Genomic DNA, 26,851 nt, shown 5'->3' with positions numbered 1-26,851 from the left:
GGTGTTTTTCAACAGTATTCCAGACTAAGCACTGACCCACCGTTTAACTGTGAGGATTCCAGGCAACTCCGCTTCCAGGGAACGTTCTGCTAGAGAAAAAGCGCTGCGCATGTAGGTAGGATCGGCGGTGTTGCCCATCTTGAGTTGTCGGTACTGGTCCAGGGTGATGGGGCTGAAGGGCAGGGGGGAGATTAGTGGAACCACCAGATCCATCAGGGCCAGCGGGATGGGCAACAGGGGCTTGCGCGAACCCAGGGTGTCCCGCACCAACAGCAACAGTTCGCGGAAGGTGTACTCTTTGGGCCCTACCAGGTTGTAGCTGCGGTAGAAGGTTGCAGGGCGCTCCAGCGCCTGTTCAAAGGCCAGCGCCACATCCCCCACCCAGACCGGGCGGAACACAAAGCTTCCATCGCCAATCTGGGGGATGAAGGGAATGGGCGCACTGACCAACCCCTTCAAAATGCCCCCAAAGAACTCGTCGCCCTGGCCGAAAATCAGGCTGGGGCGCAGAATCGTCCAGTCCAGCCCGGAGGCCTGGACCAGCTCTTCGCCTTCGGCCTTGGTCTCGAAGTAGCGGCTGCCGGTGCCTCGGGCGGCCCCCAGCGCCGACATGTGCACAAAACGCCGGATGCCTGCGGCTTGGGCGGCGGCCAGGCTGTGGCGCACCCCCTCCACGTGGGCCTGACGGAAGGTCTGGTCGCCCCGTTCGCGGATGATGCCCACCAGGTAGATCAGGGCTTCCTGGCCCTGGGCCGCCTCGAGAAGCCCCTCGTCTTTGGCGGCGTCGGCCATCACGTAGCGCACCCCTGTGAGGGGGCCTTCGCCCCGCCTCGAGGCCACCGTAACCTGGTGGCCCTGCGCCAGCAGGTGCCGGGCCAGGTGGGTGCCCACGTAGCCGCTGCCGCCGACGATGAGTACCTTCATAAACCCTCTACACTGCTTGTAGCATCCGGCTTTCGGCCTCGAGTTCCAGGGTTTTGCGGTCTACCAGGTAAATCTTGCGGTAACCGGTGTCCAGGATGCCCTCGTGGCGCAGGTCGGAGAGCAGCTTGCTGACCGACTCGCGGGTGGAGGCGGTGGCGTCGGCAATCTCTTCGTGGCTGGCGGTGACGTAAACCCCGCGCTCGTCCTGGCCCTTGGCTGCTGTGGCGGCCAGGTAAAGCAGATAGCGGCAGATGCGGCTGCGGAGCTCGCCCCACTGAAGGTGGGTCTCGTAAGCCTGAACCTGCACCATCTGGCTGGCCAGGCTGGCCGCCAGGGCCCGCAGGTCGTCGTTGGAGAGGGTTTTGGGATCCACCGCAAAGGCTGCTGCCTCGGTGAGGGCTTCGGCGGTGTACTTGTACTGCCGCTCCGACAGGGCTTCTTCGCCAAAATAGTCGCCCGGCAGGACATGGCGCAGGGTCAGCTGGCGTCCATCGGGCAGAATCTCGATGATGCGCACCAGACCCCGCTCGAGGTGAAAGAGCACATCGGCGCGGTCACCGGCCCGATAGATCACTTCTTTTCTACGTACCTTTTTCATATGGCCTCCTTGCACAGGACTTACGAGAATGCAGCATGGGAAGATGACGGTTTTGCTCCACAGGGAGCGTCCCCCCTGCAAAAGCCCGGCCCTACCACAGCCCCGCCTCCTTCAGGGCTGCCGAGAGCGACTCGGCCAGCTCCCGGGGGTCGTTGCCCAGATAGCGCGCGCCCAAACGTTCGATCAGGCGGGGGTCGTTGGCGGCGGCCCGCCCACCCACCACCACCAGCGGGGCCAGATGGCCAAGGGCCTGGTGGGGGAGCGACTCCAGCGAAATGGGCTGCATGGCCGAAAGCACAGCGGCCCTGGCCCCGGTGCGCTCGGCGAAGGATTTAAGGTCGGGCAGGGGGGTGTTGGGGCCCAGGTAGTGCACGGTGTAACCGGCCCGGCGCAAAAACAGCGCCGTAATCAGACTGCCAATCTCGTGCTGTTCGCCCGGTAGGGTCGAGACCACCAGCGTAGGCCCCAGCGAACCGCCCATCAGGTTAAGGAGGCCCTGCAAGGAACCCCGCAGGTAGGTGCTGGCGAAGTGTTCCTGGGCGGTGCTGACCCGGCCCACATGCCAGCCGTCGCCAATGCGCTGCAGGCAGGGCGAGATGACCTCCATGATTACGACGTCCATGGGGTGCAGCTTGTAGGCTTCCGAGAGGGTTCGCTCGGCGGCTTCGGTATCGGCGCGCAAAAGGGCTTCTTCTAGCTCGAGCGAGAGCGTTTCGGGGGGGCGGGGGCCTTCCTGGGTCAGGCCCTCGAGGTAGCGCCTGACCGCCTGGGCCGGGGCCACCCCTTCGGTGATCCATTGCTTGATCTGGCGCAGGGCCTCGAGGTCGGTCTCGCTGTACAACCTGTGTCCACCCGGCGAACGCTCGGGCCGGGGAAAACCGTAGCGCCGCTCCCACTGGCGAAGGAGGGCTGTGGATAACCCCGTGCGTTCCTCCACTTCAGCGATGGTGAAAACCCCCAGGTCGTTTCGCATAAGTAAACCTGTTTGTTGAAAATTAGGATACGCTACTGTATAAGTTATGTCAAGTCTTTGCCGAAGATGTGTAAATGCTTTGTTCAAGTTTAGGAATGTCTCCGAACACTGGCCTCCGTATGCGCGATAGCTACCCTGACCCACGCAAGAAAGCCCCCCTCACCCTGGCTGCCCGTACCAACCTCTGGCCGCTTACGGCGATGGGTTACGAAACCTGGCGAAAAAGGGCCCTTACGCTGCTTTCCGGCAGACCCTTTCCCCTGGCGGAGGAACTGAGCCTGATGGTGCAGTCGGTCCAGCCGGTAGAGGGGCTTCAGTTCTTAGACCTGGGCACCTCGACCGGCGTGTACGCCCGGGCTTTGCTCAAGGCCGGGGCGGCCAGGGTTTACGGCCTCGACCTCTCGCCGGCGATGCTGAATGTGGCCCTCCGGAAAGCCAGGGGCCATGCGGGGTTCGTGCCCCTGCTGGCCCGTGCCGAGGCCATTCCTCTGCCCGGGGCCTCGGTGGATGGGGTGGTGGTGGGGGGCAGCTGGAACGAATTCCCCCAGCCCCAGGCGGTGGTGGACGAGATGCACCGGGTGCTCAAACCTGGGGGACGCCTGTGGATTATGTTCAGCCACCGCTCCAGCAGCCCTTTCCAGCGTATGCTGGGGTGGGCCGGGTTGCGCTTCCCAACCCTTCCCGAGCTAATGGATTCACTGTCTAAAAGTGGTTTCAAGGTAGACGGCTGGCGGGAAAGGTCGGTAGGATTTGTGACAGGGACAAAAGTCACAACCGGGGGGCGAGGGCATTCTTAGCCAATAGCGCTTTGCAAGATACGTCCTCAGGAGAGTGGAATGGAACCCAACTGGCAGGCTGTATCGGAAGTTATCCGTCGCCACTCGGCCACGTTTTATTACGGTAGCTTGCTGTTCAGAGGCGAGGCCCGCAAGGGCGCCTGGGCCGTGTATGCAGCTTGCCGCATCGGCGACGATGCCGTGGATGAGTCGGCCAACCCGCTGACCGACCTGAACGAGTGGTGGGTGGGCATCGAACGCGCCTATGCGGGGGTTCCCAGAGAAGACTGGGAAGTGGCCCTGGCCTGGGCCCTGGAGCGCTGGGACATTCCCGGGCAAGCCTTCGCCGACATGAAAGCGGGCTTTCTGGCCGACCTGAACCCGGTGCGCCTGGAAACCCTGGACGAGCTTTACACCTACTGCTACCGGGTGGCCGGAACGGTGGGCCTGATGATTGCCCCCATCGGCGGCGCGGGCGAGGCAGGCCGCGAGGCCGCCATCAAGCTGGGCCAGGCCATGCAGCTTACCAACTGCCTGCGCGATGTGGGCGAAGACCTGGCCCTGGGGCGGGTGTACCTGCCCGCCGAGCTGATGCAGAAGTACGAGGTGTCCATCGAAGACCTGCGCCAGGGCTGCGTCAGCCCGCGCTACGTGGGCCTGATGCGCGAGCTGGCCGCCGAGGCCCGCCGGCTCTACCGGGAGGGGCTGATGGGCCTCAAGTACCTCCAGACCGGGCGCGGGGCCATTGCCCTGGCCGCCCTGCAGTACCAGGGCATTCTGGACAAGCTCGAGCTGATGGGCTGGGACAACCTCTCGAGGCGGGCCTCGCTCTCCACCTACGAACGGGTGAGGCTGTTGCCCAAGGCCCTCTGGCTGCGGGGGGCCTAGACCGGCGCCAGGGGCCAGGGTCGGCGTGGAAGCATAGGGGAATTGTCCGCCGCCAACAGGTTGTCGGACTGGCTACCGGCGTATGATGCGGGCCGTATGCCAGACTTCGACGTAGTGGTGGTGGGCGCTGGGCACAACGCGCTGGTCACGGCGGCCTACCTGGCCCAGGCCGGGTACCGGGTGGGGGTGTTCGAGCGGCGCGGGGTGCCGGGGGGGGCGGTCTCGACCATTGACCACCAGGGCTTCCGCTTCGACTTAGGGGGCAGCGCCCATATCCTGATCCGGCTGACCCCCATTCCGGACGAACTGAAGCTGTACCAGTACGGGCTCGAGTACCTCGAGCTCGACCCGCTGTTCCACGCCTCCAATGCCCAGGAGAGCTGGTTTGTCTGGCGCGACCCCGAGCGCACAGCCGCCGAACTCGACGAGCGCTACCCCGGCCAGGGGGAGGCCTACCGGCGCTTCATGCGCGACTGGCTGCCCTTTGCCCAGGCCGTCAAGGAGGCCTTTCTGGCCTCGCCCAGCCCCCTCAACCTGGGGCAGAAGATGATCTGGGGGGCTGGCTTCGGGCGCGACTGGCAGAAGCGGCTGCCGCAGATTCTGCGGCCCTATGGCGAGGTGGCCCAGGCGTATTTCAGCGAGGAGCGGGTGCGAGCACCATTGGTCTGGATGGCGGCGCAGTCCGGCCCGCCCCCTTCCGACCCGCTTTCGTCGCCGTTTTTGCTCTGGCACCCGCTCTACCACGTGGGCGGGGTGGCCCGGCCCAAAGGGGGTTCGGGGGGGCTGTCGCTGGCGCTGGTGCGGGCCATCGAGGCCTGGGGGGGCCGGGTTCACCTCGACAGCCCGGTCGCAGAAATTGCCCTCGAGGGGGCTAAAGCGGTCGGGGTGGTTTTGCAGGGCGGCCAGCGCGTGAGCGCCCGGGCAGTGGTGGCCGGGGCCCACATCCAGAAAACCCTGGGGCTGCTGCCCCCCGAAAAAACCCCCGAGGTGGCGCGGGGTTTGCGGGTGGGCAACGGCTTCGGCCTGGTTTTGCGGCTGGGGCTGTCCGAAAAACTCTGCTACCAGACCCACCCCGGCGATGAATCGCGCATCGGCCTGGGCCTCCTCATCACCGAGGAGCGGCAGCTGCACCGGGCCTATGGCGACTACCTTTCCGGCGAGCCCACCCGCGACCCGCCCTTGATTGCCATGAGCTTCAGCGCAGTGGACCCCAGCCTGGCCCCGCCCGGGGGCGAGACGCTCTGGCTGTGGGCCCAGTACTACCCCTACCGGCTGGCCTCGGGAACCTGGGAAACCCGCGCAGCCGAGGCCCGCGAAGGGGTCATCCGGAGCTTTGAGCGCTTCGACCCGGCGATTCGCCGCAAGATTGTGGCCGAGCTGGTGCAGACCCCCCTCTGGCTGGAAAACGAGTTCGCCATGCCCAGCGGGAATGTGATGCACCTCGAGATGACCCCCGACCAGATGTTCATGTTCCGCCCCTGGCTGGGGGCCCACGAGTACCGCTTTCCCGGCCTGAAGGGGCTCTACCTGACCGGGGCCAGCACCCACCCGGGCGGGGGCATCATGGGGGCCAGCGGGCGCAATGCGGCGCGGGTGCTGCTTCGGGACTTAAGCCGGAAGCGGGTCTAGCCACCACCCTCAGTCCAGCGCCTGGTTGGAACCTGGTGGGAGCAGGCTCAGAATAAGCAGGTGCTCCGGCAGGATTACGTAAATCAGGCGGTAGCCTTCGCCAAAAACCACCTGGCGAACGTCTCTGCGCCCCGACCGGCTGATGGGGGCTATGGGCGCCGATTCCTCAAACATCTGGATTTGCTCGAGCGCCTGCTTTAGCGCGGCCTCGAAGCGTTCGAGGCGCTTTGGGCTCATCTCGAGGCGAAGCGAGTCGCGTTGCGCTTCTGCCCCGCTGGCCCACTCAACGCTTCGCACGGGGGCGGACTCCCTCGAAAGCAGGGTGCTCACCCTGGGTCAGCTCCATCAAGCTGTCCACCGCCTGCCGGGCTGCCTCGTAGTTGCTAATCAACTCCTGGTAGGCCTCGATGCTCATCACGACCGCAACGGCTCGCCCACTCTGGGTCAGCAACACCGGACTTTTTCGCTCCCGGACGCGCTGCATGGTTTTGGCTAGATGGTTGCGGAAATCGGTCAGGGGGACGATGTCTTCCTGGGGATTTTGAATGGTGATCATAAGCCTAGTGTACATTTTTATGTACAACACCATGTTGAGAGAACACAAAGGCGCGCCACTTTTGTAATCCCGGCTAGCCCGCCCCCAGCTATGCAGCGTAGCCTGATGCAAGGTGAGTGAGCCTTACGACTACATCATCGCCGGGGCGGGGGCGGCGGGCCTGAGCCTGGCCTACCACCTGGTGCAGGCCGGCCTGCATGAGTGCTCCATTCTGCTGCTGGACCGGGCCCCCAAGACCACCAACGACCGCACCTGGTGTTTCTGGGAGGCGGGCGAGGGCCCTTTTGAGGAGGTGGTGTTTCGCCGATGGACGCAGGTCTGGTTTCATGGCGAGGGAATTTCCCGGCGGCTGGAGCTGGCCCCCTACGCCTACAAGCTGATTCGGGGCCTGGACTTTTACCGCTTCATGCAGGGCTGGGTGGCGGAGCAGCCCAACATTACCGTTCGCTACGGTGAAATCTCCCAAATCAGGGAGCATCGGGGCGGGGTGGCCGTGGAGCTCGAGGGCCAGACCTTTCGGGGCCGGTGGGCCTTTAGCAGCCTGTACCAGCCGCCCCCCCAGGACTCCCGCTACCACTACTTGCTCCAGCACTTCAAGGGCTGGGTTATCCGGGCTCAAAAGCCGGTTTTCGACCCCGAGGCGGCCACCTTTATGGACTTCCGCGTCGCGCAGCAGGGGGCGGTGCGGTTTGGCTACGTGCTGCCTTTCGACGCCCGGACGGCGCTGGTGGAGTACACCCTGTTCTCGCCGGAGCTGCTGCCCCCAGCCGCCTACGACGAAGGGCTGCGCGAGTATCTGGGCGTTCTGGGCCTGGAGGATTATGAAATCCTCGAGACCGAGTTCGGCGTGATCCCCATGACCGACGCGCCCTTTCCCCGCCGGCCCAGCCCCCACATCATCAACATCGGCATGGCCGGGGGCCGCACCAAGGCTTCGACCGGCTACACCTTCCGGCGCATCCAGGCCGAGTCGCACCGCATCGCCGAGGCGCTCCGCCGGACCGGGCAGCCTTTTTACCCGGAGCCCGCCTTCAACCGGCACGCCTTTATGGACAGCGTGCTCTTGAACGTGCTGGAAAAAGGGCGCTGCCCCGGCCAGCGGGTGTTCAGCGACCTCTTCCGCAACAACCCGCCCGCGCGGGTGCTGCGCTTTCTAGACGAACAGACCGGTATCCTCCAGGATTTGCAAATCATGTCCAGCGTGAATGTTCCGGCCTTTTTGGGGGCGACGCTCGAGGTCATCTGGCGGCGCCTGGGCCAGTCGGCCCCCAAGCGAGGGTAGCGGTGGAAGTAGTGCTGGTCACGCTTCTGACGTTTTTGCTGGCCTGGGGCGCTTTGGCCTGGGTGCGGCCCCAGGCTTTTACGGCAGGCCCGGCCTGGTTGCGCGGGCTGGGGGGCCTGGGGGCGATGGGCCTGGCCCTGCTGGGTGCGGTGCTGCTGGTGCTGGACGGGGGGCTGCTGGGCGCGGCCCTGGCGGTGGGGGGCTGCGGACTGGCGCTGCTCGCGGTCTGGGGCGGCGACCTCTTGTGGGCCGGGCGCCGTCCCCTGCTGGCGGCTGCTTCAGGCGCGGCCTTGCTGGGGGGCGGGCTGGGCTGGTGGGTCGGGGGGCAGGCCGCGCTGGGGGTGTGGGCGATGCTCTCGGCCAGCCTTGCGGTAAAGACCCTCTGGCTCTTGCGGCAGCCCGAGGCCCTAAGGCGGCTCAGGGGGCTGCGAAGCCACCTGAAGCCCTGGGTGGTGCTTCTGGCCCTGGCGGTGCTGGTGCGGATTCCGGTGCCGCTGTGGCCCGAGGGCTTCCCCCTGATCAGCCTGGTGCAGATGGGGCTTATTAGCCTGGCGGCCCTCTGGTGGGGCTACGCGCAGGTCGGGGCGCGGATTGGGCTATTGTGCGCCCTGGCCTTTGGCCTGGGCCTGGGGGTGGAGCTTCTGGGCAGCCAGACCGGCCTGCCCTTTGGGCGCTACACCTACCAGGGAGCGCCCCCGCCCACCCTTTTGGGGGTGCCCCTGATTGTGCCGCTGGGCTGGTTTGCCCTGGTGCTCTCGGCGCACGTGCTGGCCGGGGGGCGGCCCTGGCTGACCGGGCTGTTGGTGGTGGCCTGGGACCTGGGCCTGGAAGCCCTGATGCCGGCCCAGGGCTACTGGACGTGGCAAGACCCCCACCCCCTCTGGTACGGCGCGCCCGTGCAGAACTACCTGGCCTGGTTTGCGGTGGGTTTTGTGATTTCCTGGCTTTATGGCCGGCTGGGCCCGGCGCTGCACCAGAGCCAGTCTTTTGCCTGGGCGTATCGGCTCGAGGCCCTGTTCCTTCCGGTGGGGCTGGCCCTCTTGGGCCTCTGGCCTGCGGCTCTGGTGTGCGGCCTGGCCATGAACCTGCTGGCCTGGACAGAGTATTTGAGGCGCAATGGAAGCCCGGCCACCGATGAGCGATAGCCCCAAGGCAGAACCGACCGTGCCCGCCCTCGAACGCGGAAGGCCGAAAGCAATGTGACCTGCAACTTTTCGGGCCCCACCCCTCGACCTCGGGCGGCGCGGCCTGGTAGGGTGTAACCAACATGCGACCCTGGGAACGATTGCTGACCGCTTTGTTTCGGGCCTTGTTCCGGCAAACGGTGAGGCGGGGCCTGCGGGGGGTTTGGGTGCGGGGCGCGTTGCCGGAGGGGGCTTTTGTGCTGGCGGGCAACCACCATTCCTGGTGGGATAGCTATCTGCTGCCGGTTTTGTTTTGGAGCGCCCGGCGGCCTTTCAAAATTGTGGTGGGGGAGCGCCGCTTGCGGGAGTTCGCCTTTTTTCGCCACCTCGACACGGTTTCGGCGGTCCGGCCCCGCGAGGCTCTGCGGGCTTTGGAGCGGGGCGAGGTGCTGATCGTTTTTCCCGAAGGGGAGCTGCGGCCTCCGGGGGCCTTGGGCGAGCTGAACAAAGGGGGGGTCTGGTTCGCCGAAAAGGCGGGGGTGCCGGTGGTGCCGGTGGCCTCGAGGGTGGCCCTGCGCGGGCACGAGTTTGCCGAGGCCTACCTGGTGTTTGGCGAGCCTCTGGGGCCCGATTTGCCTCTGCTGCGCGAGCGGCTGGAAGCAATGCTGGCCGAACTCGAGGCGCAGATTCGCACCGCCCCTGCTGAGGAGCCGCTGCCAGGCTTCGAGCTCTGCCTGGCCGGGCGCAAAAGCACCCACGAACGCATGGCGGGCTGGGGCGCGGCACTGGGTAAACTGACCGATAGATGCTGAATGCGGAAGGCCGGTGGATGACTGGCGCTTGACCCTATGCTCTTTCTTTTGTATGCGACGCTGGCCTGGTTGGGCCTGAAACTGGGCATTTTGCTCCTCAACCTGGGGCTTTTTCCGGTGTTGCGGCGGGAACAGTTGCAGGGGAAGCGCCCCACGGTCTCGCTCTTGGTGCCCGCCCGCAACGAGGCCCACAACCTGCGCGAGACCCTGCCGGGGATGCTTATACAAGGGGTGCAGGAGATTCTGGTGCTGGACGACCACTCCACCGACGGCACAGCGGAGGTGGTCGAGGCCTTCAGCCGCCAGGATGCGCGGGTGCGGCTCCTGCCGGGGCTGCCCAAGCCCGAGGGCTGGATGGGCAAGACCTGGGCCTGCCACCAGCTGGCCCAGGCCGCCCAGGGCGAGGTGCTCCTCTTTACCGACGCCGACGTGTACTGGCAGAAGCACGGGGTGCGGGCGGTGCTGGCCCGGATGGAGCGGGAGCAAGCCGGGCTGGTCTCGGTGTATCCGCACCAGATGACCCTCAGCCTGGCCGAGCGGGTGCTGCTGCCCTTGATTGATGATGTGCTCCTGTGCTACCTGCCCTATCCGCTGGTGGCCACACCCTTTCCCTCGGCGGCGGCGGCCAACGGGCAGGTGATGGCCTTTACCCGTCAGACCTACCTGGCCTCGGGGGGGCATGCTGCGGTGCGGGGGGAGGTGCTCGAGGACGTGCGCCTGGCCCAGAAGACCAAAGCTGCGGGCGAACGCCTGGCCCTGGCCCTGGGGGGCGGCCTGGTGGCGGTGCGGATGTATCGGAGCTTCCAGGAGATGGCCGAGGGGCTGGGCAAGAACCTGATTGAGTTCCACGGGAAAAGCCGGATGATCCTGGCGCTTTCCTACCTGGGCCACCTGACGGCCTATACCCTCTGCTGGCCTCTGGCCCTGCTCGAGCCGGCCTGGCTCTGGGTGGGCGGGCTCGGGCTACTGGAGCGGTTTTTGCTCTCCCTCAAGACCGGGCGTGAGGCTTGGGAGGTGTTGCTGGTGCCGCTGGCCCCGCTCTTCAGCACGCCCATCTATTTGCGCTCTGGGCAAAGAACCTACACCTGGAAAGGGCGAGAATATAGCCGATGAAGGCCATTGTGATAGGGGCGGGCTTTGCCGGGCTGGCGGCGGCCCTGCGGTTGTGCAAGGCGGGGCTCGAGGTCACGGTCATCGAGCAACTCGACCAGCCCGGGGGCAAGGCCATCGGCTGGGAAGGGGTGCCCACCGGCCCCACGGTGCTCACCCTGCCCGAAATTCCCCGCCAGATTCTGGGCGCCTTCGGGCAGGATTTACCTGGGCTAAAGCCGGTTTCCCCCCTCACCCGCTACGTCTGGCCGGATGGGCGGGTCTTTGCCCCCGAGCTCGAGTTAGAGGCCACCTTAGCCCAGCTTTCGGCCCAGGAGGCCCGCGACTACCGGCGTTTGCTGCTCGAGGCCAGGACGCTGTACGAAGGGGCCCGCGATACCTTCATCTTCGGCCCGCCGCCCACTTCGGCCCGGCTCCTTCAGTACGGCCTGCGCGAAGGGTTAAAAGCCCACCCGCTGCAACCCCTCTCGGCCCTGGTGGCCTCGGGCCCCTACCTGACGCCCTTTTTCCTGCGCTTTGCCACCTACTTAGGCGCCAACCCCTACTGGGCCCCGGCGGTGCTGCACAACATTGCCTGGGTGGAGCTGGGGCTGGGCGTGTTTCACCTGCCGGGGGGGATGCGGGCGCTGGCCCTGCGCCTGTACGAGCTGGCGAGAGGGCAGGGGGTGGGGTTTGTGTTCGGACAGAAGGTGCGCCGCCTGCAACGCCTGCCGGGGCGGGTGGGGGCTTTGGAGACCGAGGCCGGCTGGCACAGCGCCGACCTCTACGTATCGGCAGCCGACCGGCACTTTACCCTGGACTGGCTGGGTCTGCCGCAGCCTGCCTACGCCCTGGGGGTGTCGGGGTTTGCCGTGCTGATAAGGCTTTCCGAGGCCGTGCCGCTGGGGCATCACCTGTACTTTTCGGCGGACTACCGGGCCGAGTGGAACCAAATTGCCGCAGGGCGCTGGCCCCAAGACCCCACCCTGTACCTGCATACCGACGGCGAGGCCGCCTTTTTGCTGGTCAACGCGCCGAGTTTGCCCCTGGAGGGGGGTCGGACGCCAGGCCCCACCGAAAGCCAGGCTTACGCCCAGCACCTGCTGGGCCAACTTGCAGTGCGACACCCCCTGCCCATCGCCACCTGGCGGGCCCTGAGCCCGCTGGATTACAGCCGCACGGCCTACCGGGGCGCGCTGTACGGGCGGGCCCCCCACGGGCTGCTGGGGGCCCTGCGCCCTGGCTGGGCGGTGGCGGGTCTACGGAACCTGGCCCAGGTGGGCGGCACCGTACACCCGGGCGGGGGGGTGCCGCTCGCTTTGCTCTCGGGGTGGAACGGGGCGGGCTGGCTTTTGGAGAGGCGCTCGCGCCTTAAGGGAGGGCCTTTGTGAGAGCTTTGCCCCAGCCTAAAGGCTACCCCTGGGGCAGTTTCGCCCACCTGCCCCGATGGGCTGCCGAGCCGTTGGCCCTACTGGAAGAAGGCGCGGCTTTGGGGCCGGTGTTTGGCCTGGGCCTGGGCCGCAGGGCTGTGGTGGGCTACAGCCCCGAATGGAACAAAAGGCTGCTTTCCGACCTGCAAACCTTTCGCTCCAGAGGCAGTTTCTCCAGCCTGACGCCCTACCTGAACGGCGGCATCATCACCACCGACGCCCCGGCGCACCGGCCCCAGCGCCAGGAACTGAACCCCCACTTCCACGCCAAGGCCCTGGCGGGCCTGGAGGGGCGCATCCGCGCGGCTTTGGAGGAAATCAGGCCCTCAGGCGATTTTGAGGCCAACGCCTGGGCCTCCCAGGTAGCCCAGCGGAGCCTGAACCTGGCCTACTTTGAAGGGCGGTTTCCCAGGGCTGAGCTGGCCCACTTCCTGGCCCCCCTCAAGCAGCCCTTTCCGGCCCCCCTGCTGCCGCGCCCGCTCCTGTTTGCGCGGGTTCGGCGGCGCATTGCCGAACTTCAGGCCGCTGGCTTGGGTCTGGCCGCCCATCTGCCCGCCGAAGAGGTGCTGATTGGGCTGGCGGCGGGCTACGACACCACCGCCCACACCCTGGCCTGGGCGCTGTGGCACGCGGCCTGCTACCCGGCCTGGCACCACCCGGCAGGCCACCCGTTCCTCATCAAGGAAACCCTGCGCCTCTACCCGCCGGGGTTTATTGGGAGCCGAAGGGTGGCGAGGGGGCTTATGCTCGAGGGCCACTTCATCCCCCAGGGGGCCCTGGCCCTGTACAGCCCCTACCTGACCCACCGTCACCCCGACCTGTGGGCGCGACCCCTGACCTTCGACCCCTCACGCTTCCAGGGGCGCATCCCGGCCTGGGGCTACCTGCCTTTTGGCGGGGGGGAGCGCATCTGCTTGGGGATGCACTTCGCCCAGATGGTGCTGGGCATAGCTTTGTCGCTCTTCAGGCACCTCGAGCCGCTCCGGGGCGACCCGGCGCCAAAACCCGGCCTGACCCTGGCGCCGGCAGGAGAGCTCTGGCTGCGCTCCTCGGCGTAGGTTGGCATCCGACCGGACGGCTCAAAAGCACTCCCAGTCTTCCTTGGTAATTTCCATCGGCACAAACTCGGCCCTGGGGGCCAGGCCAAAGTTGAAGCGGGGGGTGGGGGCCGGAGGGGTGGGCACATGCCGAAAACCCGCTTTTTCGAAGGCCCGTTGGGCGCGAAGGTTGTGCCTGTAGGTGCGCAGCTTGACCTTTTGCAGCCGCAGGGTGCAGAAGGCATATTCCAGCACCGCCTTGACCGCGTCGGTGCCATAGCCCTGCCCCCAGCGGTTTTTGGCCCCAATCAGGATGCCCAGCGTGGCCTCGCTGCGGGTCATTTCGTAGAGCTCCACCGTGCCCAGCCACTCGCCTTTTTCGTCCAGAATCCCAAACCCCATTCGGTCGCCCCGGCTGACCTCACCCATCACCACCCGCTTGAAGAGCCACAGGGGCATTTTGAGCGGGCGACTGCCGTTCCACTCGGCAATCTCGGGGTCGCGGAAGCAGTCGTAAAACCGCCGCCACTCGGTCTCGGTGAGGGCTTCGGTGAAGGGTTTGAGGGTAACCTTCCCGTGGCGGGGCCAGGTGTTGCTGAGCGTCACACCTTTAGCATACGGCAAGGGTCCTTGCCCTTGGGTTTGGGGGCGGCCCGGTGCTGGCGTTGTTCCTCGATGCCCTTCCTCAAAAGTGGGCCCCGGAAAAGCCCGGTGGCGGGTTTCTGGGAAGAGATAGACTGAAGGCGATGCTCGAGCAGGCCACACAACTTGTCAGAGGGGCCGTGGAAACAGGCCGGATTCCCGGAGCTGCCCTGGGGGTGGTGCGCCTGGACGGGTTCACGGAAATGTTTTGTGCGGGCGTGAAGAATCTGCAAAAACCAGGTGTGGTCGAGCCCGAGACGCTTTTTGACCTGGCCAGCCTGACCAAGGTGCTTTTTACCGTGCCCCAGATTCTTTACCTGGTCGAGGAAGGTCTGGCCGACCTGGACGACCCGCTCTCGCGCTTTTTGCCCGAGCTGGCCTGGATGCAAGGCAGTGAGTTGCCGCGCCGTACCCTGCGCGAGCTGCTCACCCACGTCTCGGGCCTGCCGGCCTGGGAGGCCATCTACACCTGGGGGGGTGAAAGCCACACCCTCAAGCAGCGGGTCTTGCAGCACCGCTGGGAAGTGGGGCCGGTGGGTACGCACCTCTACTCGGACATCGGGTACATCCTGCTGGGGTTGGTGCTCGAGCGTGTCCGGGGCCAGAATCTGGCAAGTTTTTCCCTTCCGGAAGGTTTTTGCTTCAACCCCACCCGCCCCGAGGACTGCGCCGCCACCGAGCAAGACCCCTGGCGCGGGCGCACCATGCAGGGCGAAGTCCACGACGAAAACTGCTTTGCCCTGGGGGGCGCTACGGGCCACGCGGGGCTTTTTGGCAGCCTGAAGGGGGTGCTGGCCTACGTGCACCGGTTGATGAAAGGCGAGGTGCTTTCTCCAGCCGCCCTGGCCGAGATGCGCCGACCGCAGCACGCCGAGCGGGCCCTGGGCTGGCTCATCCCCCAGCCTGCCTTCAGCGGCGGGAGCCTGTGCAGCCGGGCGACCCTGGGCCACACCGGCTTTACCGGAACCGGTGTCTGGATGGATTTTGAGCGAGGTTACGCCTGGGCTCTGCTGACCCACCGGGTACACCCCAGCCGTCACCGGGAGACCGGCATTCTGGAGTTGCGGCGGGCGGTTGGGAACGCCATTGCTGCCGCGTGGAAAGGCTAACTTGGCCTGGGGGATTGTCCGGCCAGGAGCAGTTCAGTCCAGCACCTCATCCGCCGGGCAGTTTTCCAGAATCCCCCTCCAGACCAGCGCCAGCACCGGCAGAGCCACCACCAGCAGCAAAAGCAAGGCCAGCAAACCCTCCACGCTCTAAAGCATGAACCCCATTGGTCAGCGTGGGGTCAGTAAGGCGATGACAAAGCCTCAAGGGGCATCGTCTTTGTTCGGATTCTTCGAGAGCGCCCGTTGATTGGCCCGAATGCCCGCCTCGAAGTCAATTTCCATGGGCGGTTTGTCGTCCATGTCCACAAACACCGATGGGTTGTGCGGTTGGGAATTGCGGGTATCCGAGGACGGACGGGGGCTGGCCTGGCCCCATCGGCCCCAGCAGTAAACCCCGACCCCCAACAACAGAAGCCCCAATAGCGCCACCCCCCACACCCAGGTCATATGGCCCTATGCTACCGCAGTTTGGTTGGACGACGGGTTCATACGAACCTCGCTTGAACACCTTGCGAACGGATGTACTTGAGACCGACCCCCTACCACCTACTCCCCCGCAGTTGCGGTGGGGTCTGGCTGGGGGAGGCGGGAGTGACCTGGAGTTGGCCAAGGAGAAGCGCCTGGGCAAGGTTTTGGGTTTTGTGGAAACCTCGAGCTGCCCCTGTCGGGCCGCATTGTGGGCAAACGCGTGTCAAATGACCTCACGGAAGCCAATGGCCTCGGCCCTGGCCTGAAGTTCGCGCTTCAGGAGAGCATGTTCGGGGTGGTTCAGGTAAGGGTCGGCTTCCAGGATGGCCTTGGCCAGGGCCCGGCTCTCTTCGATAATCTGCTGGTCGGAGGCCAGGTCGCCTAGCCGCAGGTCAGGCATCCCCGACTGCCGCAGCCCTCGCAGTTCGCCAGGGCCGCGCAGCTTGAGGTCCTGCTCGGCGATGTAAAAGCCGTCGGTGGAGGCCTCAATCACCCGCAGGCGTTGCAGGGTGCGCTTGGAGGTCTCGCCGGCAATTAGGATGCAGTAAGACTCCAGCCCCCCCCGCCCCACCCGCCCGCGCAACTGATGGAGCTGGGCCAGCCCGAAGCGCTCGGCGTTTTCGATGATCATCAGGGTGGCCTGGGGGATGTCCACCCCCACCTCGATCACCGTGGTCGAGACCAATAGGTCGAAGGCCCGCTGCTTGAAGCGCTCCATCACGGCGTCTTTTTCGTCGGGCTTCATCCTGCCGTGGAGCAGGTCAATGCGCACATCGGGCAGAAGCCGCTCCAACTCCTCGCGCAGCCGGGTGGCCGCGGCCAGCTCGGCGGTGGCCTCCGACTCGCCCTCTTCAATCATGGGGGTAACCACGAAGACCTGGTGGCCTTTCTGGATTTCCTGCCGGGCAAAGGCATAGGCCTGGGTGCGGGTTTTCTGGGTGAGGATTTTGGTTTGCACGGGGGTGCGACCTGGGGGCAGCTCGTCAATCTGGGAGACCTCGAGGTCGCCGTACAGGGTGAGGGCCAGCGAGCGTGGAATGGGGGTGGCCGACATCACCAGCACATCGGGCCGCTGGCCCAAAAGCCGCCGGCGCTGGAGTACCCCAAAGCGGTGTTCTTCGTCTATCACCGCCAAGCCCAGGTCGTGAAACGCCACCCCGTCCTGGATGAGGGCATGGGTGCCCACCACCACCTGGGTCTGGCCGCTTTTGAGCCGCTCCTGGACGGCCCGCTTTTCGCTCGCGCTCATGGAGCCCACCAGCAAATCCAGCGAAACCCCTAAGGGGTAGAGGTAGCGGGTCAGGTTGTCGAAGTGCTGCTTGGCCAGAATCTCGGTGGGGGCCATCAGGGCCCCCTGGGCGCCGTTCTGGGCGGCTATGTAGAGGGCGGCGGCGGCCACCGCGGTCTTGCCCGAGCCCACGTCCCCCTGCACCAGCCGGGCCATCTGCCGCTCGGACTGCATGTCGGCCAGTATCTCGCCCAGCACCCGCTCCTGGGCCCCGGTAAGGGTAAAAGGAAGCGCGGTGCGGAAACGCTCGACCATCTCGGGCGTAACCCGGAACATCCGCCCCAAAAGGGCCGAGCCGCCCGACTGAATCATCACCTTGAGCTCCAGGAGCAAGAACTCGTCGAACTTGAGCCGCTCGAGGGCCTGCTCGAGCCTGGCCTCCGAATCGGGGAAGTGGGCCTGGCGCAGGGCCTCGCCCAGGGGGAGCCTGGCCGGCGCGACTTGGTTTCGGTAGGGCTGTAGGGGGTCGGGCATCTCCCCCAAAGCCTCCAAGGCCCGCCAGACAGCCCGGCGCAAGAAGGCCTGCCCGATGCCCTCCTTGGCCGGATAGACCGGCACGATGCGCCCGGTGGAAAGCGACTCACCCCCTTCGTCCTCGAAGTATTCCACCAGAAGCGAGACCAGCCCCCCCCGCTTCTGCACCCGCCCCGAGAGCACCAGGCTGGCCCCCTCGGGCATTTGCTTGAGCACCCAGGGCTGGTTGAACCAGACGCCGGTGAACTTCCAGCCCCAGGCGTCCATAAAGCGTACCTGCACCAGTTGCAGCCCCTTCCTGGGGGTCTTGACCAGCTCCCGGCTCAGCACCTTGCCGACCAGGGTGGCCTTGGCCCCGTCCTCCACTTCGCGCACGCCCTGCAGGGTGCGGCGGTCTTCGTAGCGGCGGGGGTAGTGGTGCAGCAGGTCGCGCACCGCCCGGAGGCCCAGCTCGGCCAGCTTTTTCTTGCTACCGGGCCCCAGGTTCAAAGCCTCGAGGGGGGTGTCGAGATGCAGAGGGGAGGGGGAAGGGGCCGGGTTCTGAGGGCTTTGGCCCTTATCCCCTGGCCCCTGGGCCAGGCTTTTTCCGCCCAGGAGTTGGATGGCCTCTTCAAGCCGCGCCTTGCGAACCTCCACCTCCATCTGGCGGTAGCCCGCCAGCACCCGTCCCACCTCGGGGAAGGGCTGGCCCAGGTTTTCCAGCAGTTTTTCCAGGCCTCCGGCCACCACCCGGTCGTGGGCTCCGTCGGCAAGTTCGCGCTCCAGGGGGCGCAGCAGGCGGGCTTTGAGTTCGTCGCGGGTCACGGCTTCCTCGTCCAAATCCAGCTACATTGTACCCAGGCAGCTTTGCCGCCTGGATGGGGAGCGGGTCGGGCCGGAGGAAAGCGAACGTAACGCTTTGCTTCGGTGCAATGTCTGAAATGTCATGGTCTGGGTGGGGTGGCTTCGTATACTTGGGGGGTATGGCGGTAGCACAAGTTGAAACTCTGCCCAACGGCCTGACCCTGGCCGTGGAGGAACGCCCCTGGAACCCTGGCGTGGCCATGCAACTGCTGGTGCCGGTGGGGGCCGTGAACGACCCCGAGGGGATGGAGGGGGCAGCCAGTTTGCTGGAGGGCTGGCTCTGGAAAGGGGCCGGCAGCCGGGATGCTCGCGCCCTGGCCGATGCCTTCGACGACCTGGGGGTGCGCCGGGGGAGCAGCAGCGCCCTCGAGCACACCACCTTCGCCGCCCAGTTTCTGGCCGACAAGCTGCCCGCGGTGCTCTCGCTGTACGCCGATGTGCTGATGCGGCCCCACCTGAGGGCCGAGGCCCTGGAGGCGGTGCGCCAGATTGCCCTGCAGGAGCTGGCCTCGCTGGAAGACCAGCCGCCCAAGAAAATGTTCACAGCCCTTCGCCGGACGGTGTTTGCCAGCCCCCACGGGCGCAACCCCAGCGGGCAGAAAGCCCACTTAGAAAGCCTCTCTGCCGAGGCCCTGCAGGCCGATTTCGCCCGGCGGTATGCCCCGCGGGGGGCGATTCTGGCCCTGGTGGGGGGGGTGCGCTTTGAATCGGTGCGGGAGGCCGTCTGGAGTGCGCTGGGGGAGTGGAAGGGAGAGGGGGCCGGGTATCCGGCGGTGGAGCTGCGGCCCGCGCAGGCCATCCACCTCGAGCAAGACAGCGCCCAGGTGCAGATTGGCCTCATCTACCCCGACATCTCCTTCGACCACCCCGAGTTTTACAGCGCCCGCCTGGCCGCTCAGGTGCTCTCCGGGGGCAGCAGCAGCCGCCTGTTTACCGAGGTGCGGGAGAAGCGGGGCCTGGTCTACTCGGTGTATGCGGCGCCCAACGGGGTTAAGGGCTATAGCTACCTGACCGCCTACGCCGGTACCACCCCCGAGCGGGCCGACGAGACGCTGGAGGTGCTGCAAGCTGAAATTGCCCGGCTCTCGGAGGGTGTGACCGAGGAAGAGCTGGAGCGCACCAAGGTGGGCCTGCGGGCTGCCTTGGTCATGCAGGATGAATCCTCGCGCTCGAGGGCCGCCAGCATCGCCCGCGACCTTTACCTGCTGGGCCGGGTGCGTACTCTGGAGGAGATCGAGGCCCAGATTGCCGCTGTGGACGGGCCGCGCATCAACCGCTACCTGGCCGCCAACCCCTACCGCAACCCCTGGGTTGCCACGCTGGGGCCCAGGAAGCTAGTTGGGGCGGAATAAAGCCTGGGGCCGAAGGCCAAAAGCGAGCGCTTCCTGCCACCTGCGGCCATCCTGACCAACTCATCTGGAGTGCGTATGACCCAAACCAAGTCTGCTGTTGAGTTCAAGCAAGCCACCCTGGGGAATGGCCTGACCGTGATTGCGGAGGTCAACCCCGAGGCCCGGAGCGTGGCCCTGGGCTACTTTTGCAAGACCGGAAGCCGCGACGAAAGCCCCGAAGTGGCCGGGGTGTCGCACTTTCTGGAGCACATGCTGTTCAAGGGTTCCGCCACGCGCGACGCCCTGGGGGTGAACCTCGAGTTCGACCAGATGGGGGCGCAGTACAACGCCTACACCTCGGAAGAAAACACCGTTTACTACGGGGCGGTGCTGCCGGAGTTCGCCCCCCGGCTCCTGGAGCTCTGGACCGACCTGATGCGCCCGGCCTTGCGCCAGGAAGATTTCGACACCGAAAAGCAGGTCATCCTGGAGGAAATTGCCCTCTACGAGGATCGGCCCAACGTGATGCTCTTCGACTGGGGCCGCGCGCAGTACTTTGCGGGCCACCCGCTGGGCCACAGCGTGCTGGGCACCACCCGCTCCATAACTGCCCTGACCCGTGCGCAGATGGCCGATTACCTGGCGCGGCGGTATGTTCCGGGCAACCTGGTGCTGACCCTGGCGGGCCGGGTGGACTGGGAGCGCACCTTGGAGCAGGTGGCCCAGCTCACCGCTGGTTGGCCTAAGGGTGAGGCCCCCCGGGCCTACCCCGAGGTCAAGGCCCGAGTGGGGGAGTTGCGCGAGCCTTACCCCAAGGCCACCCAGACCTATCTGGCCGTGCTGGCCCCAGGGGTTTCGGCCCAGGACCCGCGTCGCTACGCCGCCAGCATCCTGGCCAACATCCTGGGGGAAGAGGGCAACAGCCGCCTTCACTGGGCCCTGACCGACCGGGGGCTGGTGGAGTCGGTGGGGGCGGGGGTGGACGAGGCCGACCGGGCCGGGCTGTTTTACATCTATGCCCAGACCCACCCGGTCAACGAGGAAGCGGTCAAGGGCGTGATACGCGAGGAGCTGGGCCGCCTCGAGCGCGAGGGGGTGCGCCCGGAGGAGCTCGAGCGGGCCAAGAACAAACTGGCCACCGCCCTGGTGTTTGCGGGCGAGACCCCCATGCAACGCCTGATGAGCATGGGGCTGGGCTACATCTACAACCAGACCTACGAGCCATTGAGCGAGATTGCCCGCAAAGTGGAGGCGGTCACCACCGCTGATGTGAACGCCCTGCTGGAGGAAAAGCCCTTCAGCCGCGCCTTCTACTACAGCCTGGTTCCGGCGTAGGCAGATGGCACTTTTTTGGCTTTTGTGGATTGGGCTGAGCGGGGTGGCCCTGGCCCAGGGCGCGCTGGAGCTGGAGGTGTTGCAGCGCACCAATCAGGCGCGAACCGAGCATGGTTTGCGGCCCTTGCAGTGGGATGCGCTGGCCCATAAAGCGGCCCTGGCCCACGCCCAGGATATGCTCCGGCGCAACTTTTTTGCCCACCAGAACCCCGACGGCCAGGGCGCTGCCGACCGGCTCCGGGCGATTGGGGTACTCGAGGTGATGGTGGGGGAGAACCTGGCCAGTTTCGATGGCTACCCGGATGCCGAGATTCCCCGGCGGGCCCTGGTGGGCTGGATGAACAGCCCCGGACACCGGGCCAACTTGCTCAAGCCCGAGTTTACCCACCTGGGGGTGGGGCTGCTGCGCGAGGGGCGCCGGGTGATGGTGGTGCAGAACTTCCTCGGGCGGCCCTTCGACCCCCAACTTCGGCAGACCCCCGCCCAGGCCGAGCGCACAGTGCTGGTGCTTTCCGGCACGGCCCCCGGCACGGTGGGCGTTTTCGTGGGCAACCACCTCTACGCCCGGCTCAACCCGCCCATCCACACCCGCCTCGAGCTGCCCCCCCGCTCCGAGGTGAGTTATGCCCTGTTCGATGGGCAGACCTGGTGGGCCACCCGCAACGGCGAGCGCGGCTTGCGCCTGGAGACCGCCCTCGAGCAAACCCAGGTGCCAGGCCGGCAAATTTCCTTTAGCCTGCCTGCCGGTAGCTACACCCTGGCGCTGGGAGCCCAGCCGCGTTTCTGGCAAAACATTTCGGGGCCGGTGCGCCTCGAGCTGACCCTCCCCGGTACGCTAGAAGCCCTGTGGCTGGGCATTCGCCAGGGTAACAGCGTGAACTACAGCCACCGGATTCCTCTTAAGCCCTAGGCCGCTGGCCGGTGGGCGCGTTGCCCGCTGGCTATTGGGGGTCGCCAAAAGCCCGCAGAGCCCATAAGGGGTCATGGGCCTACTGTGTTTTGGGCGCCAGCTTATACGTCCTTAGCGACGGTTTCGTCCGGCCCTGGCCGGATAAGTGGCCTTTTGCGGGCCACGGGCTCAATTTTTCCAGGGTCTTTGCCCTGCAAGCGGGCCCAGAAGAGAGCCATATCCACCACGGCCTGTAGACGCACCTCCAGGGGCAGGGCCTGCCAGCGCTCTTTTTCGGAAGGCACCTCTTCCAAGCAGTACTTATGGGCAACCGGTTTCATGGTTCCCTGGTTTTGGGCAGGTTCTGCACATTCGGTGTTATGGGCCCTCGGTGGTGTCGGCATGTGGCCTTATGCTACTATCCCCCGGTGGATTCTCGAGTGCTGCTGGCAATTGGCCTGACCATCCTGCCCTGGGCCTCGGCGTTTGCAGGCATTCGGGCGGGCCTTCAAGACTACAGCCCAGCCCACCTGACCCTGCTGCGCTTCCTGGTGGCTTCGGGCGTGATGCTGGTGTACGCGCTGTGGGTGCGAATGCCCCTGCCCGAACGCAGGGACTGGGCGGCCCTCCTGGGCCTGGGGTTCCTGGGCATCACCGCCTATCACACCGCCCTCAATTTTGGTCAGGTGACGGTCAAAGCGGGGCCTGCCGCCCTTTTGATTGCGGTGGGGCCGGTATTTGTGGCCCTGATGTCCTATTTTTTTCTGCACGAGCGGCTCTCGGCCTGGGGCTGGCTGGGCATCGGGGTGGCCTTTACCGGCGTGGCCCTGATTGCGTTGGGCAACCACCCCGGTAGCTTTGCGCTCGAGCCCGGTGCTTTGCTGATTGTGCTGGCGGCTTTCGTTACCTCGGTGTACTTTGTGTTCCAGCGCAACCTGGTGAAAAAATACAACCCGCTCCACTTCACCGCCTACACCATCTGGGCCGGGACGCTGCCCCTGCTGGTGTTCTGGCCCGGCCTGGCCTCGGAGATGCGGGCTGCCACGGCCCCGGCCACCTGGAGCGTGGTGTACCTGGGCGTGGTGCCGGGCGCGCTTTCCTACCTGACCTGGAACTACGCCCTGAGCCGCGCCCCCGCCTCGCAGGTGACCAGTTTTCTGTATGTTTCGCCGGTGCTGGCGACCCTGATTGCCTATGTCTGGCTGGGAGAGGTGCCGGGGCTTTTGGCCCTGGTGGGGGGTGGCATTGCGCTGGCCGGGGTGATCATTGTGAATACCCTGGGAAAAGTCGCGATAGACAATCGCCCCTAGACCATAGACAATAATCCAGATGGCTCAGGTTCTTCCCATCCGCCTGTATGGCGACCCCGTTTTGAAGAAAAAAGCCCTGCCCGTGCAGGATTTCAGCAGCATACCCGAGCTGGCCGAGAACATGCTCGAGACCATGTTTGAGGCCCGGGGGGTGGGGCTGGCCGCCCCGCAGGTCGGCATTAGCCAGCGGCTTTTTGTGGCCGCCGAATACCTGGAAGATGAGGAGGAAGAAGGCCCCGAAGCCGACCTCAAAAGCCGGGTCAAAGAGCTTTACGTGATGGTAAACCCCGTCATCACCTATCGCTCGGGCCAGCAGTCCATCACCGAAGGATGCCTTTCGCTGCCGGGGCTGTATGCCGAAGGGGCCCGGCGCGATTTGCAGGTGCGGGTCGAGTACCAGGACGAGAAAGGCCAGCAGAAAACCCTCGAGGCCGAGGGCTACCTGGCGGTGGTGATACAGCACGAGATTGACCACCTGGACGGCATCCTCTTCTTCCAGCGCATGCCCCCAGCCGAGCGGCAGAAGTTCCTCGACGAACACCGCGAAGACCTGGCCGAGTTCCAGCGGCAGGCCAAGGCGTTTTTGCGCGAGGAGGCGGCGCGGTTGGGGCAGGCCCGGTAGGGTCTCGTGGTCAATGGTCGAGAGTCTATAGCCGATGGTCTGTTGCTTTCTGAACAACCCGTTATGACCGCTCAACCCCTACGCCGACGACTGGCCTTTTTTGGCTCGCCCGCCTGGGCCGTGCCGGTGCTCGAGGCCCTGCACCGCCAGCACGAGGTGGCTTTGGTGGTCACCCAGCCGGATAAACCGGTGGGACGGGGCTTGCAAATCACGCCCTGCCCGGTGGCTGCCTGGGCCGAGGCCAAGGGCTTGCGGGTGGAGAAGCCCGCCCGGTTGCGCAAAAACCTTGAGTTCCTGGCGCTTTTCAAAAGCCTGGGCCTCGAGGTGGCCGTGACCGCGGCCTATGGCAAAATCCTCCCCGCTGAGTTGCTGGCAGTGCCCAAATACGGCTTTTTGAACCTGCACCCCTCCGACCTGCCCAAGTACCGGGGCCCCGCGCCCGTGCAGTGGACGCTGATAAACGGCGAGACCGAGACCGCCGTCTGTATCATGCAAACCGACGTAGGTATGGACACCGGCCCGGTGGTGGCCCGCTGGCCAACCGCCATTGGGCCCAACGAGACAGCCCAGGAACTTTCCGAGCGCCTGCGCGACAAAGGCATCGAGCTGCTTTTGGAAGCCCTGGCCCATCTGGAGCACCTGCAACCCACCCTCCAGCCCCCCCAGGGCACCCATGCCCCCATGCTGCGAAAAGACGACGGCAGAATCGTCTGGGAGCGCACCGCGCAGGAAATCTACAACCGCCACCGGGGGGTGCAGCCCTGGCCGGGCAGCTGGTTCGAGTTCCAGGGCAAGCGGGTGAAGGTGATCCGCATGAGCGTCCAGGATTCGGCGAGCCCCCAGGTGCTCGCACCGGGCTCCGTGGTGCGGCTGGCCGAATACCTGGAAGTGGCTACAGGCCAGGGGAACCTGCGGCTGGAGGAAGTGCAGCCGGAGGGGAAAAAGCCGATGTCCGCCGCAGACTGGGCACGGGGCGTGCGCCTGCGCACCGGCGACCGGCTGGCCTGACCCCGGCCCGGTTCGGATGCTTTCTTCCACGACGATTGCATAGCCCTCAAGTAGCATGGACAAGGTGAAGCTGGCCGGGCGCTACAGACTGGTGGCCCCTCTGGGCGAGGGGGGGATGGCCGAGGTCTGGCAGGCCACCGACGAACGCATGGACCGCCCGGTGGCCGTCAAAATTCTGCACACCTACCTGCACCCCAGCGAGCGCAACCGCTTTTTTCGGGAGGTGAAGGCTTTGTCCAAGCTCTCCCACCCAGGGGTGGTGCAGGTGTTTGACCTTGGGGAGGAGGAGGGCCGTACCTATTTTGTGATGGAGCTGGTGGAAGGCGGCAGCTACGACCGCCAGGGCCCCTTTGAGGATGGCCTCGAGGGCCTGCGCCTCCTGACGGCCTCGGCGCGGGTGCTGGAAGCCCTGGGGCACCTGCACGAACGGGGCGTGATTCACCGCGACCTGACCCCCCGCAACATCCTGGTCACGCCAGAGGGCCAGCCCAAGGTGATGGACTTTGGCCTGGTCTACCTGATGCAGGAAAGCCGCCACCTGACCCGCACCGGCATTACCGTGGGCACCCCGGAATACATGGCCCCCGAGCAGGCCAAGGGCCTGCCCCTGACCCCCCAGGCCGACCTGTATAGCTTTGGGGCGGTGCTCTACCGCACCTTTACCGGCAAGCCCTTGTTCGAGGGGGAAAACGACCAGTCGGTGCTCTACCAGCACGTCTACGAGCCGCCCCGGCCCCCAGAGGCTTTGAACCCGGCCATTCCCGCCGAGGTTTCGGGCCTGATTCTGTCGCTCCTGCAAAAAGCCCCCGCCGACCGCCCGGCCAATGCCAGAGCAGCCCACGCGGTGCTGGAGGAAACCCTGCGCAACTACCGCGAGACCCTCTCGGCCACCCCGCGCGCGGGGGCCAGCCGCACCGGGCACTACCCCACCGGGCCGGCCCAGCCCGAGAAGCTCGAGCTCTCGGGCACCTTCGACCTGGCCGGACAGGTGGCCTGGCCGGGCGAGCTGGTGGCCCGTGAAGGCAGCCTCTGGGTGGGGGCCGGGCAGGGCATTGCCCGCCTCGACCTGACCGATGGCTCGGTCTACCGCCAGCGCCTGGGCGACGAGGTCTCGGCCCCGCCGGTGGTGGCGGGGGAGCGCGTCTATGTGGCGGCCTGGGATGGCCGCCTGACCGGAATGACCCTCTCCGGGCGGCCTATTCTGAGCTTCCCCACCCGCGCCGAGATTACCGCCGCGCCCCTGGTGGCCGACCTGGTCTACCTGGCCGGGCGCGATGGCTTTTTGTACGCCCTGGATGCCAGCGGCACCCTGCGCTGGGGCTTCCAGGCCGGCAGCGAGCTTTCCGCCGCCCCCACCCTGTACCGGGGGCTTCTGTTTGTGGCCAGCGAGGGCGGCTGGCTCTACGCCCTCGACCCCTACAGCGGCCACCTGCGCTACAAGGTGGAGGCCGGGGCCGTGCACACCGCCCTGCCCGCCCGCGGGGGCCTGCTTTTTATCCCCACCTGGGCCGGTGAAATTCACGCCTTCGACCCCCTGACCCGCGAGGTGCAGTGGAGTTTCGACCTCGAGGGCGAGCTGTGGGGTTCGCCCGCGCTCGACGAGCAAAACCTCTACGCGGCCAGCTGGGCGGGTCGGCTTTATGCCCTGAACCAGAAAACCGGCGACGAGGTGTGGGCCCTCGAGGTCGGCAAGGTCACCGCGGCCCCCTCCATTGCCCACGGGGTGCTCTACCTGGGCACCGAGGAGGGCCGGGTGCTGGGGGTGGACACCCAGAGCGGGCGGCTGCTCTTCGAGGCGACGGGCTTAGGCCCCATCCAGGTGCCCCCCCTGCCCTACCGGGGGGCGCTGTACGTGGCTACGCTGGCGGGGAAGCTGTACCGGTTTGCCTAGGTTCCGGATAGGATAGAGCCATGCCCCTTACCCAGCTTGTGGTTCGTAACTATAAGAGTTTGGGGAAGATTTCTCTAGAGCTTGGAAACCTCGCGGTCTTTGTGGGCCCTAATGGTTCTGGTAAGAGCAACCTGCTGGATGCTTTGCGCTTTGTTTCGGATGCCCTAAGCATCAACCTCGACTACGCCCTACGCGAGCGTGGGGGCATAAACGAGGTGCGCAGGCGCTCGAGCGGTCGGCCCAACAACTTTCGCATCGAGCTTCACCTGAAGCTAGAGCGTTGGCATGCCAAATACGCCTTCGATATCGAAGCAGTTCGAGGCTACGACTATCAGGTAGCCCGAGAGGAAGCCCGGGTATCGCCGAGGGAGATTTTGGGTTCAAAGGAACATTTTTTTATCGTCGAAAGAGGCTTGCTCAAAGAATCTTCACCCAGACTCAGCGCATTGAGCAGCCCGCAAGACCTGTACCTGAGGGCGGTTTCGGCAGAAGAGGGGTTCAAAGAGGTGTTCGAGTACCTGAC

The 26,851-nt window shown here is 65.9% G+C and carries 27 protein-coding genes; 18 read left to right on the top strand and 9 right to left on the bottom strand.

Annotated features, from left to right (window positions below):
• Window positions 1-24: 24 nt before the first annotated feature.
• From NZN28_RS05680 to NZN28_RS05670, 3 genes are all read right to left on the bottom strand, one after another.
• Window positions 25-924, bottom strand: a complete 900-nt coding sequence (locus NZN28_RS05680; RefSeq protein ID WP_295395973.1) for a complex I NDUFA9 subunit family protein — start codon at window positions 922-924, stop codon at window positions 25-27.
• Between the two features lie 7 nt (window positions 925-931).
• Entirely contained in the window at window positions 932-1,522 is a 591-nt protein-coding gene (locus NZN28_RS05675) for a helix-turn-helix domain-containing protein (protein WP_295395971.1), read from the bottom strand.
• A gap of 91 nt (window positions 1,523-1,613) precedes the next feature.
• Window positions 1,614-2,495, bottom strand: coding sequence for a MerR family transcriptional regulator (locus tag NZN28_RS05670; RefSeq protein ID WP_295395969.1), 882 nt, complete (start codon window positions 2,493-2,495; stop codon window positions 1,614-1,616).
• 119 nt (window positions 2,496-2,614) lie between these two features.
• On the opposite strand from NZN28_RS05670, the gene NZN28_RS05665 reads away from it, so the two are divergent.
• From NZN28_RS05665 to NZN28_RS05655, 3 genes are all read left to right on the top strand, one after another.
• The gene (locus tag NZN28_RS05665; RefSeq protein WP_295395968.1) at window positions 2,615-3,292 is read left to right on the top strand and encodes a class I SAM-dependent methyltransferase; all 678 of its coding nucleotides are present in this window, start codon (window positions 2,615-2,617) and stop codon (window positions 3,290-3,292) included.
• Window positions 3,293-3,331: 39 nt separating this feature from the next.
• Window positions 3,332-4,159, top strand: coding sequence for a phytoene/squalene synthase family protein (locus tag NZN28_RS05660; RefSeq protein ID WP_295395966.1), 828 nt, complete (start codon window positions 3,332-3,334; stop codon window positions 4,157-4,159).
• 96 nt (window positions 4,160-4,255) lie between these two features.
• Complete coding sequence (locus NZN28_RS05655; RefSeq protein WP_295395964.1) at window positions 4,256-5,788, top strand: NAD(P)/FAD-dependent oxidoreductase; 1,533 nt, start codon at window positions 4,256-4,258, stop codon at window positions 5,786-5,788.
• A 9-nt stretch (window positions 5,789-5,797) separates the two neighbouring features.
• Here the strand turns inward: NZN28_RS05655 and NZN28_RS05650 are convergent, their stop codons facing one another.
• Together NZN28_RS05650 and NZN28_RS05645 are read right to left on the bottom strand one after the other, a co-directional pair.
• Window positions 5,798-6,085: a hypothetical protein gene (locus NZN28_RS05650; protein ID WP_295395962.1), complete on the bottom strand. Its 288-nt coding sequence runs from the start codon at window positions 6,083-6,085 to the stop codon at window positions 5,798-5,800.
• Window positions 6,072-6,344: a type II toxin-antitoxin system Phd/YefM family antitoxin gene (locus NZN28_RS05645; RefSeq protein ID WP_295395960.1), complete on the bottom strand. Its 273-nt coding sequence runs from the start codon at window positions 6,342-6,344 to the stop codon at window positions 6,072-6,074. The genes NZN28_RS05650 and NZN28_RS05645 overlap by 14 nt, the downstream gene beginning before the upstream one ends.
• A 112-nt stretch (window positions 6,345-6,456) precedes the next feature.
• Between NZN28_RS05645 and NZN28_RS05640 the strand changes: the two genes are divergently transcribed.
• From NZN28_RS05640 to NZN28_RS05615, 6 genes are all read left to right on the top strand, one after another.
• Window positions 6,457-7,626: a lycopene cyclase family protein gene (locus tag NZN28_RS05640; RefSeq protein ID WP_295395958.1), complete on the top strand. Its 1,170-nt coding sequence runs from the start codon at window positions 6,457-6,459 to the stop codon at window positions 7,624-7,626.
• 2 nt (window positions 7,627-7,628) lie between these two features.
• The gene (locus tag NZN28_RS05635; RefSeq protein ID WP_295395956.1) at window positions 7,629-8,771 is read left to right on the top strand and encodes a carotenoid biosynthesis protein; all 1,143 of its coding nucleotides are present in this window, start codon (window positions 7,629-7,631) and stop codon (window positions 8,769-8,771) included.
• Between the two features lie 122 nt (window positions 8,772-8,893).
• On the top strand, window positions 8,894-9,562 hold the full coding sequence (locus NZN28_RS05630) for a 1-acyl-sn-glycerol-3-phosphate acyltransferase (RefSeq protein ID WP_295395954.1): 669 nt from the start codon (window positions 8,894-8,896) through the stop codon (window positions 9,560-9,562).
• Window positions 9,563-9,598: 36 nt separating this feature from the next.
• Window positions 9,599-10,675: a glycosyltransferase family 2 protein gene (locus NZN28_RS05625; protein WP_295395952.1), complete on the top strand. Its 1,077-nt coding sequence runs from the start codon at window positions 9,599-9,601 to the stop codon at window positions 10,673-10,675.
• Window positions 10,672-12,042, top strand: a complete 1,371-nt coding sequence (locus NZN28_RS05620) for an NAD(P)/FAD-dependent oxidoreductase (RefSeq protein ID WP_295395950.1) — start codon at window positions 10,672-10,674, stop codon at window positions 12,040-12,042. The genes NZN28_RS05625 and NZN28_RS05620 overlap by 4 nt, the downstream gene beginning before the upstream one ends.
• Window positions 12,039-13,139, top strand: a complete 1,101-nt coding sequence (locus tag NZN28_RS05615) for a cytochrome P450 (protein WP_295395948.1) — start codon at window positions 12,039-12,041, stop codon at window positions 13,137-13,139. The genes NZN28_RS05620 and NZN28_RS05615 overlap by 4 nt, the downstream gene beginning before the upstream one ends.
• A gap of 21 nt (window positions 13,140-13,160) precedes the next feature.
• On the opposite strand, the gene NZN28_RS05610 is transcribed toward NZN28_RS05615, so the two are convergent.
• A complete protein-coding gene (locus tag NZN28_RS05610; RefSeq protein WP_295395946.1) occupies window positions 13,161-13,724 on the bottom strand; it encodes a GNAT family N-acetyltransferase in 564 nt (187 codons plus the stop codon).
• Between the two features lie 140 nt (window positions 13,725-13,864).
• On the opposite strand from NZN28_RS05610, the gene NZN28_RS05605 reads away from it, so the two are divergent.
• Window positions 13,865-14,869 (top strand): serine hydrolase, encoded by a 1,005-nt coding sequence (locus NZN28_RS05605; protein WP_295395945.1) that lies wholly within the window; start codon window positions 13,865-13,867, stop codon window positions 14,867-14,869.
• Between the two features lie 201 nt (window positions 14,870-15,070).
• On the opposite strand, the gene NZN28_RS05600 is transcribed toward NZN28_RS05605, so the two are convergent.
• Together NZN28_RS05600 and recG are read right to left on the bottom strand one after the other, a co-directional pair.
• The gene (locus NZN28_RS05600) at window positions 15,071-15,316 is read right to left on the bottom strand and encodes a hypothetical protein (RefSeq protein ID WP_295395943.1); all 246 of its coding nucleotides are present in this window, start codon (window positions 15,314-15,316) and stop codon (window positions 15,071-15,073) included.
• Window positions 15,317-15,560: 244 nt separating this feature from the next.
• Complete coding sequence (recG, locus tag NZN28_RS05595; protein WP_295395993.1) at window positions 15,561-17,903, bottom strand: ATP-dependent DNA helicase RecG; 2,343 nt, start codon at window positions 17,901-17,903, stop codon at window positions 15,561-15,563.
• Between the two features lie 158 nt (window positions 17,904-18,061).
• Here recG and NZN28_RS05590 point away from each other — a divergent pair, with 158 nt between their 5' ends.
• The 3 genes from NZN28_RS05590 (at window position 18,062) to NZN28_RS05580 (ending at window position 21,518) form a co-directional block, all read left to right on the top strand.
• Window positions 18,062-19,294, top strand: a complete 1,233-nt coding sequence (locus tag NZN28_RS05590) for a pitrilysin family protein (RefSeq protein ID WP_295395941.1) — start codon at window positions 18,062-18,064, stop codon at window positions 19,292-19,294.
• A 75-nt stretch (window positions 19,295-19,369) separates the two neighbouring features.
• Entirely contained in the window at window positions 19,370-20,608 is a 1,239-nt protein-coding gene (locus NZN28_RS05585; protein WP_295395939.1) for a pitrilysin family protein, read from the top strand.
• Window positions 20,609-20,612: 4 nt separating this feature from the next.
• Complete coding sequence (locus tag NZN28_RS05580; protein ID WP_295395937.1) at window positions 20,613-21,518, top strand: CAP domain-containing protein; 906 nt, start codon at window positions 20,613-20,615, stop codon at window positions 21,516-21,518.
• 101 nt (window positions 21,519-21,619) lie between these two features.
• On the opposite strand, the gene NZN28_RS05575 is transcribed toward NZN28_RS05580, so the two are convergent.
• Window positions 21,620-21,838 carry a hypothetical protein gene (locus NZN28_RS05575; protein ID WP_295395935.1) on the bottom strand — a complete coding sequence of 73 codons (219 nt, stop codon included), beginning with the start codon at window positions 21,836-21,838 and terminating at the stop codon, window positions 21,620-21,622.
• A gap of 87 nt (window positions 21,839-21,925) precedes the next feature.
• Between NZN28_RS05575 and NZN28_RS05570 the strand changes: the two genes are divergently transcribed.
• The 5 genes from NZN28_RS05570 to NZN28_RS05550 all read left to right on the top strand — a co-directional run.
• Entirely contained in the window at window positions 21,926-22,807 is an 882-nt protein-coding gene (locus tag NZN28_RS05570; protein WP_295395934.1) for a DMT family transporter, read from the top strand.
• A 19-nt stretch (window positions 22,808-22,826) separates the two neighbouring features.
• The gene (def, locus tag NZN28_RS05565) at window positions 22,827-23,429 is read left to right on the top strand and encodes a peptide deformylase (RefSeq protein ID WP_295395932.1); all 603 of its coding nucleotides are present in this window, start codon (window positions 22,827-22,829) and stop codon (window positions 23,427-23,429) included.
• Between the two features lie 63 nt (window positions 23,430-23,492).
• Window positions 23,493-24,437: a methionyl-tRNA formyltransferase gene (fmt, locus tag NZN28_RS05560; protein ID WP_295395930.1), complete on the top strand. Its 945-nt coding sequence runs from the start codon at window positions 23,493-23,495 to the stop codon at window positions 24,435-24,437.
• 55 nt (window positions 24,438-24,492) lie between these two features.
• Window positions 24,493-26,328, top strand: a complete 1,836-nt coding sequence (locus tag NZN28_RS05555; RefSeq protein ID WP_295395928.1) for a PQQ-binding-like beta-propeller repeat protein — start codon at window positions 24,493-24,495, stop codon at window positions 26,326-26,328.
• Between the two features lie 20 nt (window positions 26,329-26,348).
• Window positions 26,349-26,851: AAA family ATPase (locus NZN28_RS05550; RefSeq protein WP_295395926.1), on the top strand; the 503-nt coding region annotated here is incomplete at its 3' end.

Origin of the sequence: Meiothermus sp. (assembly GCF_025056915.1) — a bacterium.
Taxonomy (GTDB): Bacteria; Deinococcota; Deinococci; order Deinococcales; family Thermaceae; genus Meiothermus.
Note: the sequence above shows the minus strand (reverse complement) of the source record. Positions and strands in the feature narration are given on the sequence as shown.

Coding starts and splice junctions, on each gene's coding strand:
- NZN28_RS05680 (WP_295395973.1), bottom strand. CDS start 924: ATGAAGGTACTCATCGTCGGCGGCAGCGGCTACGTGGGCACCCACCTG.
- NZN28_RS05675 (WP_295395971.1), bottom strand. CDS start 1,522: ATGAAAAAGGTACGTAGAAAAGAAGTGATCTATCGGGCCGGTGACCGC.
- NZN28_RS05670 (WP_295395969.1), bottom strand. CDS start 2,495: ATGCGAAACGACCTGGGGGTTTTCACCATCGCTGAAGTGGAGGAACGC.
- NZN28_RS05665 (WP_295395968.1), top strand. CDS start 2,615: ATGCGCGATAGCTACCCTGACCCACGCAAGAAAGCCCCCCTCACCCTG.
- NZN28_RS05660 (WP_295395966.1), top strand. CDS start 3,332: ATGGAACCCAACTGGCAGGCTGTATCGGAAGTTATCCGTCGCCACTCG.
- NZN28_RS05655 (WP_295395964.1), top strand. CDS start 4,256: ATGCCAGACTTCGACGTAGTGGTGGTGGGCGCTGGGCACAACGCGCTG.
- NZN28_RS05645 (WP_295395960.1), bottom strand. CDS start 6,344: ATGATCACCATTCAAAATCCCCAGGAAGACATCGTCCCCCTGACCGAT.
- NZN28_RS05630 (WP_295395954.1), top strand. CDS start 8,894: ATGCGACCCTGGGAACGATTGCTGACCGCTTTGTTTCGGGCCTTGTTC.
- NZN28_RS05625 (WP_295395952.1), top strand. CDS start 9,599: ATGCTCTTTCTTTTGTATGCGACGCTGGCCTGGTTGGGCCTGAAACTG.
- NZN28_RS05620 (WP_295395950.1), top strand. CDS start 10,672: ATGAAGGCCATTGTGATAGGGGCGGGCTTTGCCGGGCTGGCGGCGGCC.
- NZN28_RS05605 (WP_295395945.1), top strand. CDS start 13,865: ATGCTCGAGCAGGCCACACAACTTGTCAGAGGGGCCGTGGAAACAGGC.
- NZN28_RS05600 (WP_295395943.1), bottom strand. CDS start 15,316: ATGACCTGGGTGTGGGGGGTGGCGCTATTGGGGCTTCTGTTGTTGGGG.
- NZN28_RS05590 (WP_295395941.1), top strand. CDS start 18,062: ATGGCGGTAGCACAAGTTGAAACTCTGCCCAACGGCCTGACCCTGGCC.
- NZN28_RS05585 (WP_295395939.1), top strand. CDS start 19,370: ATGACCCAAACCAAGTCTGCTGTTGAGTTCAAGCAAGCCACCCTGGGG.
- NZN28_RS05580 (WP_295395937.1), top strand. CDS start 20,613: ATGGCACTTTTTTGGCTTTTGTGGATTGGGCTGAGCGGGGTGGCCCTG.
- NZN28_RS05575 (WP_295395935.1), bottom strand. CDS start 21,838: ATGAAACCGGTTGCCCATAAGTACTGCTTGGAAGAGGTGCCTTCCGAA.
- def (WP_295395932.1), top strand. CDS start 22,827: ATGGCTCAGGTTCTTCCCATCCGCCTGTATGGCGACCCCGTTTTGAAG.
- fmt (WP_295395930.1), top strand. CDS start 23,493: ATGACCGCTCAACCCCTACGCCGACGACTGGCCTTTTTTGGCTCGCCC.
- NZN28_RS05555 (WP_295395928.1), top strand. CDS start 24,493: ATGGACAAGGTGAAGCTGGCCGGGCGCTACAGACTGGTGGCCCCTCTG.